Genomic DNA, 14,764 nt, shown 5'->3' on the forward strand with positions numbered 1-14,764 from the left:
CTACCGAAAACACACCTTATTTGATAGAAAAAACGTGCTGGTAAAATGAAATATTGAAGTTCCAACACCACCTTTTGGTTTCGATCAAGAGGAGGTGTTTTTTCTTTGTACCAGAAGTACTGTTATAAAACAGCTATTATACTACTTTCATTACAGAACAGAGAAGCCTGAAAAGGAAATAAGCTAGCGGAATGGTTAAATATAATTAAAAAATTAATAATGTCTGAATAGCCTTGCACCTCATTTGTGAGTCCTGTATAGTGGTGAAATCAAAAGAGTCAAACAATCATGTTGTTATATAGCAAACTCGTTTGGGTGTCGAACCCTACTTAAAATAACAATTTCAAAATGGGAGGAATCGTACAATGCTAGAAAAAATGTTCACTAGGTTGGATGAAGTTTATCCTGAGCTAGTAGAGTTCAGAAGGGACCTTCATATGTATCCGGAGCTCTCACACACAGAAGTCAACACACCAAGGAAGATTGCGGAGTTTTTAGAGTCTCTCGGAATCGATGTGAAGACAGGTGTTGGGGGCCGCGGTGTCGTTGGGACATTAAAAGGAGACAAGCCTGGAAAGACGGTGGCGCTACGAGCAGATTTTGATGCGCTTCCAATCCAAGAAGAGAATGATCTTGACTATAAATCTCGAATTCCAGGTGTCATGCATGCTTGCGGCCATGATTTACATACCGCTGCCTTACTTGGCGTTGCTAAAGTACTGAGTGAACACAAAGACAAACTTGCTGGTTCGGTCGTCTTTATTCATCAGTTTGCCGAGGAAGTGATCCCCGGGGGAGCAAAGCCAATGATTGAAGACGGCTGTCTAGATGGGGTGGATGTCGTATATGGTGCACACGTCAGTTCAATGGATCCGCTCGGTGTTATTGGTCTTAGAGAAGGAGAAGCAATGGCGGCAGGGGACACGTTTGAAATTGAAATTTACGGCAAAGGTGGCCATGCAGCTACGCCTCACTTGACCGTTGATCCGCTTATTACAGGGGCACAGGTTCTCTTAAACATACAACAGATCGTCAGTCGACAAGTAAATCCTATCAAACCAGCTGTCGTAACAGTGGCAACATTTGAAGGCGGTGACAGTTTTAACGTCATCCCGGATTCGGCAAGGATCAGAGGAACTGTCCGCACGTTTGATGATGACGTTCGTGACAAGATTGAAGCATCCCTTGAAAAGATTGTCGTGTCAACCTGTGAAGCTGTTGGTGCAAAAGCCGATTTTAGATATGTTCGTGGTTATCCTGCTGTCATCAATGACCCGTTTGAAACAAACCGCGTTGAAAGAGTTGCGCGAGACCTGTTTGATCATGAATTAATTAAACATATACCAGCTCAAATGGGGATGGAAGACTTCGCTTACTATTTAAAGGAAGTGCCCGGAACGTTTTTTTGGGTGGGCGGTGCGCTGGAAAACGATGTCTATCCACATCACCATCCTAAGTTTAATGTTGACGAAAGAGCAATGATCTCGATCGGAAGGCTTTTCATCGCATCAGTATTTAGTTATCTGTCGGAATAAAATTTTGGTCGCATCGTAGTCGAAAATAATTAGAAAACCTTGGAAGGAGAATTGTAAATGCCGGAAAATGTAATAAGTTTTGCTAACGGTACTGTCGTGTGGATTGTTGCTTTTTTCGTTATGGGTGTCGTCATTTTTCAAGCACTAAAGTTTATGAGCATTGCTAAACAAGCCGCTCCTGATGCAGGATTAACACCTGCAGAAGTGTCAAGAGCGATCAGGACAGGCTTTATTAGCTCACTAGGACCTTCATTCGGGATTGCGATTGTTATCGTTTCATTAATAGCACTCCTTGGTCCGCCTATCACAATGATGCGAATCGGAATTATCGGCTCTGCCGCAACAGAAACAGCGGCAGCTCATATTGGCGCAAAAGCTTTCGGCGTTGAGCTAGGGGGCGCTGGATTTAATGAAAAAGCGTTTGCGACAGTCGTTTGGACGATGTGTTTAGGTGGAATGGGCTGGCTTCTCGTCACGTTCCTTTTCACAAAATCTCTTGGAAAAGCAGAGAAGGCAATCCGTAGGAAAAACCCTAAAGCGGTTGCAAGTATTTCCTTGGCAGCCATGCTTGGCGCATTCGGATATTTAGCAAGCGAACAAATGCTCAAAGGGTTGGGCTTTTTCTTCGCAGGAATCGCTTCACTCGGAATCATGATTGTTTGTATGACAATTGCCGACAAAAAAAATATAAGTTGGCTACGGGAATGGTCACTTGGGATTTCAATGGTTTGTGGAATGATTGTCGGAACGATGGTCGTTGCTCTTACTTAAAATTTTTATAGTTAAGGAGGAATGAAAATGAGCATGAGTCAAGAGGTTGTACGAGCAGCTTCCAAAGCAAAAACTGAGTCTGCTAGTAGTTCAATGACGAGGTTTCATGAACAGTCCCACTTCTGGGGTCGCTTAACGATTTTATTAGTAATGATCGCTTCAGTAGGATTGCCGATGTACTTGTCGTTCGTACTTGGTGCCCATCCGGGATGGGGGGCGATTTTTGCCGGACTGCTAGGTTATGCAGCGTTTATTGGAGTGTTATGGATTGTTGAACCTGTAACGTACTTCCCGATTCTCGGGGTCGGCGGAACGTATATCGCCTTTTTGTCCGGAAATATTGCGAATCTATGCGTCCCTTGTTCATCGGCTGCCCAAAAAGCTGTCGGAGCAGAACTTGGAACGCAAAAAGCTGAAATAGCTGGGGTACTCGGTATTGCCCTCGCTTCTTTAACGAATACGATTATCATTATTTTAACTGTTTTGGGCGGAACATTTATCGTCAACCTAATCCCTGAATCGATCCAAGCGTCATTTGTATTCGTCCTTCCTGCTATTTTTGGTGCAGTGTTAGGTCAATTTGCCTTTAGCAAGCCTAAATACGGTGTCATGGCGGTACTCATCGGTATAGGGGTATTCTTCTCACCAATCCCGTCATTAATAAAAATTGCTTCTTGTGTTGCGATTTCAATCGCTATCATTTATAACGTGGAAAAAGCGAAAGATAGGAAAGCGAACGCTTAATAGGGGGAAATGATACGTGGTAAACAGGAGTCTAGAAAAATTAACAATCAACCAAAAACGGTTGCAAGAATATATTGATCAGCTCGCTGAAATCGGCAAGTTTGGTGAAACTGGCGTATGCCGATTGGCTTTGTCAAAGGAATATAAAGATGGAGTCGAACTTGTGAAGCGGTGGATGGAAGAAGCCGGCTTACAAACGAGAGTCGATAACTTCGGGAATTTAGTTGGACGACTGGAAGGGAAAAATCCAGATGCACCTATTTTGATGCTAGGCTCACACATTGACTCCCAGCCATCCGGTGGACGATTCGACGGTCCGATCGGTGTGCTGGGCGGATTAGAAGTTGTCCAAACGATGCAAGAACAAAATATTCAGCCTGAAATGCCAATTGAAATTATGGCGTTTTGCGATGAAGAAGGCTTCCGGTTTAACAAAGGGTTATTCGGATCGAGGGGGATTACCGGCCAATTAGAGAAAGGTGAACTTGACCGTCCGGATAAAGACGGGATAACAAGGCGGGAAGCGTTACTTGAATTTGGGGCTAACCCTGACGAGCTCCCTGCTTCCGAATATCCAAAAGGTTCGATTGATACGTATCTTGAATTGCATATTGAACAAGGTCCTGTTATAGAGGAAGCAAATGCTCCTGTAGGAATTGTTACAGGGATTTCCGGGCCACTCTGGCTAACCGTAGAACTGACTGGGTCTGCTGGCCATGCCGGTACCGTTCCAATGAAGTTGCGAAAAGACGCATTAGTTGGTGCTGCTGAAATCATTTCTGGATTGAAGGACATCGTAACACAAGATCAAGATGCTCCGACTGTCGGCACAGTTGGGAACTTGACAATCTATCCAAACGCAAGAGCAATTGTTCCAGAAAGGGTTATCTTTACGATCGACTTACGAGATATTAACTTGGACAGACGCAATCGATATGAAGCACAACTACGTGATTTGATTGAAAAAACCGCCCAAGAAAATGGTCTGCAGTTTACGATTTACGAAGATACGAATATCTCTCCAGAGCCATGCAGTGAGGGAGTTTTAGACGTCATGCGTGAAGAGAGTAAGGCGATGGGGCTGGGAATCGTTCCGGAACTAACGAGCGGGGCGTTCCACGATGCACTCTCCATGGCGCAGGATTGTAAAATTGCAATGATTTTCGTGCGATCTAAAGACGGCATCAGTCATGACCCGGCGGAATTTTCGACCTACGAAGATATTGCTGCCGGGACTGAGTTATTGTATAGAACAGCTGTCAAAATAGCGACTGCATAGAAGAGGATATTGTAAACTGGCACATTATTTCGGCTACCTGTTTTTAGATTGACTCAGGGGAAAGTACGAAGTAGTGTGCTTTTTTGATCAGTTTTATTCAGATTTGATAATTTCATCAATCATATTTGTAACCGTTGATAGTAATGAGGAGGAGAACCCCATGACTATTCACAAATGAAAAGTGTCCTAAATGCGGATTGGAAAGCACAGGTTTTAATATTATTAGTTGAAATTTTTTTGCTGATTAGTAGTATAAGAGAGGGTATATCTAATAATGTTTAGAGGAGATTGGATATGAAACGATTACTAGTATTAACAGGGGCAATGTTGTTAAGTTTGAGCCTTATGGCTGCTTGCAATTCGGATTCAGGTAAACAAGGGGACGAAGACTCTATCGAAAAAAGTAATGATAATCAAAAAAACAATCCTATTGATGCTGAACAATCTAGTGGAGGTTTCAAAGACCAGACCGACCTTAAGATTGGAGATTCGGGAGAAACAGAGAGCACAATTGGAAAATACAAAATTACAGTCAATTCGGTGAAAAAAGTCGATGAAATCGATGGGAAAACCCCTAGTCTTGACTATTATTTTATTGCTGAAATGACTGTAGAAAATATTGGCGATGAACCATATGATGTCTTGGATATCATAGATAATTTAAACTTTACGAAGAGCCTGGATTCAGGTGGATCAGGAGATTTCTCAAAATTACATGAAAGCGTAAATCATTTTGAAGGAACAATAAATCCAGGTGAAAGTGTAACTGGAGAAGCTGCTTTTCAAGGACAAGATTCTGAAGTTTATTATATTAAAACGATAGATGGATTAATCGCTTCCGGAGCTGTTAAAAACCAAACGATTTGGTCTTTTGGTATTAGAGAAACGGAGTAATAATTTTGGTATAATCACCTGTTCGTAAACTTAATCTTCTCGTGCTTGTTATTGAGAGAGAATTTATTGGAAGTTCATGAAAGCTCTTCTCAATTAGTCCCATGGTAATTTCGCATTTTCAAAAGAGGGTATACATATCAATCTGCTTGAACTCAGAGAGAACATTCGAGTCTTCAATTATGGACAGCCAATCATGAGTCTTTGAATGGCTGTCCATTGTACCTCTCGCGTTATTCATACTTCCCCTTCAACGGGACAAACCATCCATTCCAAACTGGATGACGGCAGCACAGGTTGGGGAGAACAGGCTCCTTATGACCGGATTATGGTGACGGCCGCCGCTACCCAAGTGCCACGCGAGCTCATTAGAGAATTAAGTTAACGGTACTATAATCCGATTAATGGTATAGGGCTGACAGTATGGGTGGAAAAGCTAAGTGGAAGGGGGATGTCTAACCTCACATATTGTTTTGGTTTATTAAAAAAAGGAACGCATATATGAGTGCAATGCGATCCTCAGTTATTTGTTCTATTCACTACGTCTCCTTATTCTAAGTTTGCTTTTTCCATCCAATCCTTTCCTTCCAACTGTCTAGTTACAATCATACTTGCGACTGTGTCTCCGGTTGCGTTCACCATTGTTGCAGGCGGGTCAACAACGACACCGATTGCTGAAATCATCGGCAATGCCTGAATCGGCAGCCCGTAAAGTGTAACAATGACCATTTCACCGATAAATCCGCCGCCAGGAATTCCGCTCATCACTATACCTGACAGTAAGGAAACCGCAATTGCTGTTACGAAAGTGCCCACTCCTGTGAAATCCATATTGAACACGCCGAAGACGAACGCGATTTTGAGAATGGCAGAAAGACAAGATCCATCCATATGAATGGTCGCGCCAAGCGGCAAAACGGTTTCGCGTATATCCTTTGGTACTCCGATTTGTTTCGCTGCTTGTAAGTTGATAGGGAGGGTTGCAAAACTACTTCCGGTGCCAAGCGCAGTTGCCGCTGGGGCAAGGATGTTTTTCCAAAAACGGGCAACTCCTTTTTTCCCGCCGGCAATGAATGCGTAAAGTGTGAATCCAACAAGAAAGTATAGAAATGCAACAGGGTAATAAAGGATAAAAGCTTGCGCATAATCACCAATCAGTTCTCCGCCAAAAGCGCCGATAAGCGCTGCGAAATAGGCGCCCAAGCCGATCGGAGCATAGTACATCACGAGTTGAATCACTTTCATGAAGATTTCGGAGCCGCTTTCTAAAAAGCGGGCGAATGGCTTTCCAACTTCGCCAGTCAACCCAGTCGCGATTCCTAGTAATACCGAGAATACAATTAAAGCAAGCATATGTTTACGTGAAAATAAATTTACGAAGTCCGGTACTGTGAAGGTGTTTACGAGTTGATCGGACAGCGACAGCATCTCCGTGTCTTCTATGACCTCCATAGGAATATTCACCCCGGATCCGACCGGGAAAATAAGAACGGCTACTAACATCGTGAGGGATGCAATAATTCCTGTAATGATAAATACCGATAACATGGAGCCCATGATCTTTCCAAGACGCTTCATACTATCCATATTCGCGACAGCTGATGAAATCGAAAAGAACACAAGTGGAACAACAATCATGAACAGTAAATTTAAGAATAAATCCCCAAACGGTTTAATGACGCTGGCCTTTTCTCCAAATATGAGCCCAATAATGGATCCGATAATAATGGAAGCTAGAAGAATAAGTGGAAAACGATACGCTTTCAATTTCGCCATGCAATTGACCCCCCTTAAAAATAAGTTGATTAATATAGAATCTCTGTATCTGTGAAGCTCAGCGATTCCAGTGGAAAACTCCTTGAATCGTAGTCTCCGCTGGTCCGGTCATCCAAACATGATCATCGTCCGCCCATTTAATGCATAAATCTCCACCACTTAAATGGACGGTGACATCTATCCCTTTCTCGATAAAGCCGTTTAAAACCGCGGCGACTACAGCTGCGCTTGCTCCCGTTCCGCAAGCTTCTGTTACACCGGAACCTCGTTCCCATACTCGATAGTTCATTTCTTTTCGAGAGATTATTTCAACAAACCCCACATTCACTCGATCTGGAAAACGCGGATCTTCAGTAACGATAGCCCCCAACTCATGTAGAGGAGCTTCCTCAATCGAATCTACAAAAAACACCGCATTTGGATTGCCCAAAAATAACGCGGTCACTTGCAATGAATGTGACGCAACCTGAAACTCCTCTGCAATCACTCGGTTATCGTCGGGACCTAGCATAGGGATGTTGCCCCGATTTAATAAGGGAGGGCCCAGGTCAACTGTCACTTCGTCTATACACTCTCTGTCGCCATAGACTTCGACTGTGACAATTGCCGCCTTTGTTTCAATTTGAAAGACGGTGCTGGAAACAAGATGATTTTCGTAAGCATATTTTGCAGTGCACCGTAATCCGTTGCCACAACTTTGTCCTTCCGATCCATCTTTATTGAAAATCCGCATACCAACATCAGCCACGTCACTCGGGTGTATTACAATGAGACCATCTGACCCTATGCCTGTATTGACATTTGAGATGTCAATCGCTAGTTGCTGGAATGTTGAAGCATCAAATTCACATGTATTCGTATCGATATAAATATAACTATTTCCAATTCCATGCATCTTCGTAAAAGGTATTTTCATAGGCTGAACCTCACTTCCGATAAAGCTTTATAGAGCAAAAAAATCCTCATTGAATAGGGTAGGGTTTGCATACAATGACGGGGATCCGCCCGTATGAATAAACAAAACGTTGTCTTCTTTCTTGAATGCTCCCTTGCGAATCAAGTCGATAAGTCCCGCCATCACTTTTCCTGTGTAAACGGAATCGAGTAGGATGCCTTCCGTTCTCGCTACCATTTGTACCGCTTCAATCATCCCTTGTGTCGGAATGGTGTAGCCTTCGCCAACATAGCTGTCGTAGCAATGAACACGATCAGCGAAGTGAAAGTCTGCTAAGTTTAGGTAACCAGCTGTTTGCTGCACCAAATCCGTGATTAAGGGAATTTGTGCTTCGTTTGGTCTGGAAACATTGATGCCATGCACCTTAATGGGTGCGCTACTTGCATTAAAACCGACAATTAACCCTGCCTGTGTTCCGCCACTACCACTTGCAACGACTACATCGTCAATAACAAGCCCAGTTTCAAAAGTTTGTTGGAGGATCTCTTGGGCGCATGCCACATATCCGGCCGATCCCAATTCATTAGACCCACCCAAAGGAATTAAATAAGGTTTCCTGCCCGCCATGACTAATTCCTCGCCCAATGTGTGCATGTCCGCGATTATATCTGAACCATACGGCACAACCTTAATAGATTCCGCGCCTAATAATTTAAATGGCAGGTTATTTCCGTTTGCATCCGGATTATAAGGAGTAGCAACACCTTCCTCCAAAACTAGCTGGCATTTTAAACCTTCCTTTATGGCAGCGGCTAACGTGAGTCGGCAATGGTTTGATTGGAGAGCGCCACAAGTGACGATCGTGTCGGCCCCTTTGTGAATCGCATCTGCAATTAAGAATTCCAATTTTCTCGTCTTATTTCCGCCACCGGCAAGTCCAAGTAAATCGTCCCGTTTTACAAAGATTGAAGGGCCATTCAATAGCTCGGTTAGATGAGTTAACTTTTCTATTGGTGTTTTTGCGTGCGTATAACTTCTTCTAGGGTACTTTGCAAGTAACAATTGGGCATCTCCACCTTCGAAATTACTTGTGAAACTAGTGAACTAAATTTTCATCTCCTTTTAATTTAGTTACATCAAAGTATTGACTAGGTGCACTTTTCTGTCAACGGAGGATGTATAAGTTCCGACATTTTTCTACATGTGTTTGACGTGGTGAAGTACCCTACCCACCAATTTAAAAATCATGGCCGTAGTCCAGTATATTTAAGGAATTATTTAATATGCTTGTCTTGTTGCAATGGGGTCGGCTTTGCTGATTATTTAGTGGAAATGTAGAAAGAACTGAGGGCGAGGCATCGTATGATGGACGGTGGGCTTGCTAGGTGGATGATTGATGTCGGTGGAAGGATGGGGGCGTCGGTTTATTGTGAAGAGACAGGGGTGTCGCTGTCGGACTGGGAGTTGAAGCGGCAAGTCGTGGATTTTCCGTATTTTGTGGGGGAGATTTAGCGAGAGCTGATTTAGATATTTGTTGTGCGGAATGTTCATATTAATCTAACTATGGTAAAATAAAACAATCATTAACTAAAGTGAGGTAGCAGATATTATGAAAGAAAATGAAATACCATTCTTTTCCCATAAACAAATAGCAGCAACTTGTTTTAATCAAGTGTGGGATTTCCTTGAGAAGGAAAGCATTACTCCCGATGAACAAGAACGAATGATTCACCTTTGTCATAGTTCTTTCTGGCATTGGACACAAGCAGAAGAATGTACTGAAAAGAATCTCTCTATCGGATATTGGCAGCTTTCACGTGTATATGCAGTGGCAGATCAAGGAGAAAATGCCTTGAATTATGCCAAACGCTGTATTTCTGTGAGTGTAGAGGCAGGTCTTGCTCCGTTTTATATTGGATACGGATATGAGGCTGCGGCAAGAGCTTGCATCGTTTTGGGGCAATTCGATGAAAGCCGGAGATATAAAGATGCGGCCTTTGAATGTGCAGAGAAAATGACTGATGCAGAAAGTAAAAAGCTGTTAGTGAGTGATTTAGAAAGTTTGAAGTAATGTTTGAAAGAGGGGGGAGAAGACAAAATAAGGAGAGGATGTACTATTGCTTATGGAGAAAATGAGTAATAAACAACGAATTACATATTTTGTTATCTCTGCTTTCTTGCTGCTGTTAAGTGTTGGGTATATTGTTTACAACTATTTTCATGGCTACCCTCTTGGAATATGGGTGTTCAACGCGATAATTGCGTTGATTTGCATGCCGATGCTGCTATTTAAAAAGTAACAGGTTTCATAGAGACGTAACCAGGGGCAACATGGGACGTCTTTTTATTTATTCTATATTTCTTTGAAACTTTTCCTGGATTCTCTCGTCTGTACGTTGCTAACAAAATAGATACATATGAAACAGAGAGGGTAGAAACAATTGAAGAAAAAACTACTTACAGCATTTGGTGCACTGGTGCTCGCAATCAGTATACCTTTAACCGGCAACGCAGAAAGCAAACAGCAATTCTCTGACGTAGCGGCAACACAATATTTTGCAGAGGCGGTGAATGAACTTGCTGATCGCAATATCATCGGAGGGTACCCGGACGGCACATTCAAGCCGGGCAATCCGATCACGCGAGGCCAGGCAGCCGCAATCATTGCGAAATTAACAGAAATGGATCTCACGAACGTCAAAAACCCGAATTTCAAGGATGTCTCGGAAGCGAACGGATACTACAAAGCAATTGCCGCACTGGCCGAGGCGAAAATTATCAATGGCTACGGGGACGGCCGATATGGTCCGAATGATCCGATTAAACGCGGACAGCTCGCCTCGATACTCGTTAAAGCGTTCGATCTGCCGCGCTATAGTTTCTCCTACGTCAACAATCCGTTCAAGGACGTCGTCTCGTACGAGTCGCACAGTACCAACGTTCTTATTCTCTATCGACTTGGAATTGCGGGCGGAACATCCTCCGACCGTTTCAGCATCAACGCGCCTGTGACGAGAGGCCAGGCGGCGAGTATGATGGTAGCAACGGAAAATAAGAAACCGGCGATGGTATCGCTCGAAGCGAAGGAATTAGGGATGGATGGGCTCTCCAACATTATGTGGAAAACGGGTCAGGACATATATGAACCGATTGTTGTGCACGGTATAGCGGGCTATTCAACAGACAGGTTGCAGCTTGTTCCGCTGAAGGAAGGAACAGCTATGCTTAACTTGAGCGGGCATATGGGGAAACCACCTATTACGCAGGATAGATATGTCTTTAAGAAGTTTTACGTGCATGTCGAAAAAGTGAACGGTGAATTGAAGCTTACTTTGGAAGAAACAGATGACTATTTGCCGACAGAAGCGAGGCTTGAAGTGTCTGCCGGTGAAAAGGTCGAGAGCATCAGTCTTTCCACAGTAGATGGGACGATGATAAATGGAAATGCAGCGTTCGAGAAATGCGAGTCTCCACAATTCGTCTGCTTGGATATTGATGAACCGGGCAACTATATTGCTAAGGTGCGTTTCGTAGGAGGCGAAGAAGCTCGCTACGCCATCAAAGCGAAAGAACCGGAACATGCTCGCTTCCACTATGACATCAAGACATTGAGGGAGCAGACGTCCTTCGTATTCGATATGAAAACACTGTTCCATCACAACGATTACTATGACGAGGAAGCCGCAGAAAACATTGGGAAGCATACAATTGTAACGAAAAATGCTGATGAGATTGCAGAGATTACAAGAGATCCCGGGACCAATGTCTTCCGTGTCACTGCGAAGAAACTTGGGACGGTCGAAGTGGAATTTGAGAAAAAAGTTTATTGGATGAATGGACAGACTGGGGACGCAGTATCAGGCATGACAAGCGGCATGAAGATTACCGTGCAGGAAATGAATGGGCTTATCAATATTTCTGCATCACAAATCTTTAAAATTAATCCGGATATGTAAACGAATAAACAATGCTAGTTGAAGTGTGAAGGGAGCCAATCGTGTTGAATTGGCTCCCTAGGGCACTGATAAGGGCATGATTAACGAGATTACTTTTAATCTATTTAACCTTACTAAAAAAATTCCTCCTAAAGCAATTCGGATGACGTCATGAGACTCATTGATTTGTAGTTATTGTAAAAGATATGGTAGAATACTATTATAAAAGTCTTGGTTTCAACTATTGAATGTTTATCCGAGAAATAGAGACTAAACTAAATGCCAAGAAGGAGTTACAGAATAAATTTAATAAAAAATAATAGATCCAAAAGTAACAGATTCACTTGTAGACGTTCAGGCAACCAATTAACGTATTGGGGTATGTAATATTTTAACACCATGACAAATCAGCTTATTAGTTATCTATGGATAACTAGATAGGATAGGAGAAAATAATGAATAATTTATTCTTTTTATTGTTAACTATATCTTTTTTAGCATTAATAATCGGTTTCATTAAACCAAATGTAGTATTGAGGTGGGGCCCAGCAGAAAAAAGAAAAAGGAAGAACGTGGCTGTATATTTCGGGATTTCAACAATCTTATTCTTCGTGCTTTTTGGAATAACATCCCCTCCTGCAAGTGAGAGCGCTAATAAGAGCGAACTAATAGAGCCAGAGAAAGAAGAAGCAGAAGAGGAAGCGAAGGCAGAAGCAGAAGCTAAGGAAAAAGAAGAAGAGCAAGCCAAGATAGAGGAAGAAGCCAAGAAGAAGGAAGAGGCAAAGGCTAAGGCAGATGCTGAAGCAAAGAAGAAGGAAGAAGAGCAAGCCAAAATAGAAGCAGAAGCCAAGAAGAAGGAAGAAGAAAAAGCTAAGGCAGATGCTGAAGCAAAGAAGAGAGAAGAGCAAGCCAAAATAGAAGCAGAAGCTAAGAAAAAGGAAGAAGAGAAAGCTAAGGCAGAAGCCGCACAAACGATTGCACAACGGCAAGCTTTGCAAATGGCTGAAAACTACCTGAACTACACTGCGTTTTCAAAAAGTGGCTTAATAGACCAGTTAATCTATGAAGGTTTTAGTAAAGCTGATGCAACCTATGCAGCAGAAAAAATCAATGTAGATTGGAATGAACAAGCCGTAAAAATGGCTCAAAACTATCTTGATTACACTTCATTTTCAAAAAGCGGCTTGATAGACCAGTTAAAATATGAAGGTTTCAGTCATGAGGTTGCTACCAATGCTGTTAACGTTGTTTATAAATAAGCCTGTTTCGATAACTATCTTCATAGAATCTATGTTTCAATAAAAAACGCTCATTATGGGCGTTTTTTTATTTATGCTTATCCAACCTGTGATCATACTATCTTACACTGCACATCATCATTAACTATAAGACGTATTCACAAACAACATGGCTACCTAGCTAGTTATTCATACTTCCCCTTCAACGGAACAAACCTCACTTCCTCCAACACAGCCGTTTGAATATCTCCGTCTTCATCTTTTTCCAAAAGCAAGAGTTCCTGTAGAAGGGGAGTCCCTACTGGGATGATCATTTTTCCTCCGGTCGCTAGTTGGTCCATGAGCTCGCACGGCACTTGCGCAGCGGCGGCCGTGACCATAACCCGGTCATAAGGAGCGTGTTCTTCCCACCCGGTGCTGCCGTCATCCAGTTTGAAATGGATGTTAGAGAAGCCTGCTTTTTTCAACCTTTCTTTTGCTCGTTCATGCAAGGCGGCAATTCGTTCAATTGTATAAACGGAATCGGAGAAGGCGGCGAGGAGGGCGGTCTGGTAGCCGGATCCCGTTCCGATTTCCAGCACTTTTGAGTTGGGCTGCAAATCGAGTGCCAATGTCATTTCGAGAACGAGGGAAGGCTGGGAAATGGTTTGTTCATGCCCGATCGGGATGGCCTCGTCCATATATGCGAATTCTTTCAGTTCATCCATGAAAAAGCTGCGATCAAGTTTTTGAAAATACGTAATGATGTCTAGGTTTTGATTGGCCATTGTTCATACCCCTTTATTAGAATTGCTTACACTGCATACTAACCATTTCCTGTATCGTGTATTTGTAAACAACCTAAGCTCTTCTACAGAGTGCAATAAGTTTGTCGGAAAATGAGGGCTTTTTTTATAATTGGGAAGGATATCATTCTTTTCTGTCGAAGTAGTAAATATGAATAAGAATGGAGTGAGATCTATGACGCTCGTATACAAACAAATAATTGTCGCAATAGATGGATCTGATGAGTCGCAATGGGCTTTCAAAAAGGCGGCGTCAATTGCCGACCGTAACGATGCCACATTGAATTTAGTTACCATCGTCGATACACGATCGTATTCTTCTGTTGAGGCTTATGACCGTTCCATCGCGGAAAGCGCCTATAAATCTGCAGAGGAAATGCTGAACAAATACAAAGCGGAAGCCGTGCAAGCTGGTGTGCAAAACGTCAATGTACTTGTCGAATATGGCTCACCAAAAGCATTGATTGCAAAAGAGCTCCCGAACAGGCTGAGTGCAGATCTAATTGTTTGTGGTGCGACGGGTCTGAATAAAGTCGAACGTTTCGTCATGGGGAGCGTCTCTGAAAACATTGTACGCTCTGCAAAATGTGATGTGCTCGTCATCCGAAGGCCTGAAAACTAAGTTTGGGGACTAAGCAAACTTAATTAAGAAATATGCCATCTATTCTACGATGTGATCAGTGAAACAATCAGTTCCTTACGTGCGCATAATAAAATAGAGGAAAACTGGAAGGAACGGATTGAAGCAGATTTTCGTATGCGTGAGTGATTGAAACAGGTTACGACAGAAAACTCCATTCCCCGGGAAATACCGACATTTTCAGTCGTATGTATTTGTCGAGTAGAACCTTTCCGTGTAGGAATTTTTATATCTAAATCAAAAAAAGATTCCCGCCTCATTAAAGTAGAGTGGGG

15 protein-coding genes are annotated in these 14,764 nt (G+C 42.7%); 11 read left to right on the forward strand and 4 right to left on the reverse strand.

Annotation, left to right across the window (positions count from 1 at the left end):
• The first annotated feature begins 365 nt into the window (after nucleotides 1–365).
• The 6 genes from AB1K89_RS12145 (at nucleotide 366) to AB1K89_RS12170 (ending at nucleotide 5,605) form a co-directional block, all read left to right on the forward strand.
• Entirely contained in the window at nucleotides 366–1,535 is a 1,170-nt protein-coding gene (locus tag AB1K89_RS12145) for a M20 family metallopeptidase (protein WP_413054979.1), read from the forward strand.
• 57 nt (nucleotides 1,536–1,592) lie between these two features.
• Complete coding sequence (locus AB1K89_RS12150) at nucleotides 1,593–2,306, forward strand: DUF5058 family protein (RefSeq protein ID WP_413054980.1); 714 nt, start codon at nucleotides 1,593–1,595, stop codon at nucleotides 2,304–2,306.
• 27 nt (nucleotides 2,307–2,333) lie between these two features.
• Nucleotides 2,334–3,050, forward strand: a complete 717-nt coding sequence (locus AB1K89_RS12155) for a small-conductance mechanosensitive channel (protein ID WP_413054981.1) — start codon at nucleotides 2,334–2,336, stop codon at nucleotides 3,048–3,050.
• A 16-nt stretch (nucleotides 3,051–3,066) separates the two neighbouring features.
• Complete coding sequence (locus tag AB1K89_RS12160) at nucleotides 3,067–4,329, forward strand: M20 family metallo-hydrolase (RefSeq protein ID WP_413054982.1); 1,263 nt, start codon at nucleotides 3,067–3,069, stop codon at nucleotides 4,327–4,329.
• Between the two features lie 294 nt (nucleotides 4,330–4,623).
• The gene (locus AB1K89_RS12165) at nucleotides 4,624–5,223 is read left to right on the forward strand and encodes a DUF4352 domain-containing protein (protein WP_413054983.1); all 600 of its coding nucleotides are present in this window, start codon (nucleotides 4,624–4,626) and stop codon (nucleotides 5,221–5,223) included.
• Nucleotides 5,224–5,428: 205 nt separating this feature from the next.
• Nucleotides 5,429–5,605 carry a hypothetical protein gene (locus AB1K89_RS12170; RefSeq protein ID WP_413054984.1) on the forward strand — a complete coding sequence of 59 codons (177 nt, stop codon included), beginning with the start codon at nucleotides 5,429–5,431 and terminating at the stop codon, nucleotides 5,603–5,605.
• A gap of 164 nt (nucleotides 5,606–5,769) precedes the next feature.
• Here the strand turns inward: AB1K89_RS12170 and AB1K89_RS12175 are convergent, their stop codons facing one another.
• The 3 genes from AB1K89_RS12175 to cuyA are packed head-to-tail and all read right to left on the reverse strand — an operon-like array spanning nucleotide 5,770 to nucleotide 8,953.
• Nucleotides 5,770–6,996, reverse strand: a complete 1,227-nt coding sequence (locus tag AB1K89_RS12175) for a dicarboxylate/amino acid:cation symporter (RefSeq protein WP_413054985.1) — start codon at nucleotides 6,994–6,996, stop codon at nucleotides 5,770–5,772.
• Between the two features lie 58 nt (nucleotides 6,997–7,054).
• A complete protein-coding gene (gene dapF, locus AB1K89_RS12180; protein ID WP_413054986.1) occupies nucleotides 7,055–7,912 on the reverse strand; it encodes a diaminopimelate epimerase in 858 nt (285 codons plus the stop codon).
• Between the two features lie 27 nt (nucleotides 7,913–7,939).
• Nucleotides 7,940–8,953, reverse strand: coding sequence for a D-cysteate sulfo-lyase (gene cuyA, locus AB1K89_RS12185; protein WP_413054987.1), 1,014 nt, complete (start codon nucleotides 8,951–8,953; stop codon nucleotides 7,940–7,942).
• Nucleotides 8,954–9,253: 300 nt separating this feature from the next.
• Here cuyA and AB1K89_RS12190 point away from each other — a divergent pair, with 300 nt between their 5' ends.
• From AB1K89_RS12190 to AB1K89_RS12205, 4 genes are all read left to right on the forward strand, one after another.
• Nucleotides 9,254–9,403, forward strand: a complete 150-nt coding sequence (locus AB1K89_RS12190; RefSeq protein ID WP_413054988.1) for a hypothetical protein — start codon at nucleotides 9,254–9,256, stop codon at nucleotides 9,401–9,403.
• 97 nt (nucleotides 9,404–9,500) lie between these two features.
• Entirely contained in the window at nucleotides 9,501–9,962 is a 462-nt protein-coding gene (locus AB1K89_RS12195) for a hypothetical protein (RefSeq protein ID WP_413054989.1), read from the forward strand.
• Between the two features lie 370 nt (nucleotides 9,963–10,332).
• Nucleotides 10,333–11,847, forward strand: a complete 1,515-nt coding sequence (locus tag AB1K89_RS12200) for an S-layer homology domain-containing protein (RefSeq protein ID WP_413054990.1) — start codon at nucleotides 10,333–10,335, stop codon at nucleotides 11,845–11,847.
• Nucleotides 11,848–12,281: 434 nt separating this feature from the next.
• Nucleotides 12,282–13,085: an Ltp family lipoprotein gene (locus AB1K89_RS12205; protein ID WP_413054991.1), complete on the forward strand. Its 804-nt coding sequence runs from the start codon at nucleotides 12,282–12,284 to the stop codon at nucleotides 13,083–13,085.
• Nucleotides 13,086–13,249: 164 nt separating this feature from the next.
• On the opposite strand, the gene AB1K89_RS12210 is transcribed toward AB1K89_RS12205, so the two are convergent.
• Entirely contained in the window at nucleotides 13,250–13,831 is a 582-nt protein-coding gene (locus AB1K89_RS12210) for a protein-L-isoaspartate(D-aspartate) O-methyltransferase (RefSeq protein ID WP_413054992.1), read from the reverse strand.
• A 193-nt stretch (nucleotides 13,832–14,024) separates the two neighbouring features.
• Here AB1K89_RS12210 and AB1K89_RS12215 point away from each other — a divergent pair, with 193 nt between their 5' ends.
• Nucleotides 14,025–14,471 (forward strand): universal stress protein, encoded by a 447-nt coding sequence (locus AB1K89_RS12215; RefSeq protein ID WP_413054993.1) that lies wholly within the window; start codon nucleotides 14,025–14,027, stop codon nucleotides 14,469–14,471.
• Nucleotides 14,472–14,764 lie beyond the last annotated feature (293 nt).

The organism is Sporosarcina pasadenensis (assembly GCF_047228845.1).
GTDB lineage: Bacteria > Bacillota > Bacilli > Bacillales_A > Planococcaceae > Sporosarcina.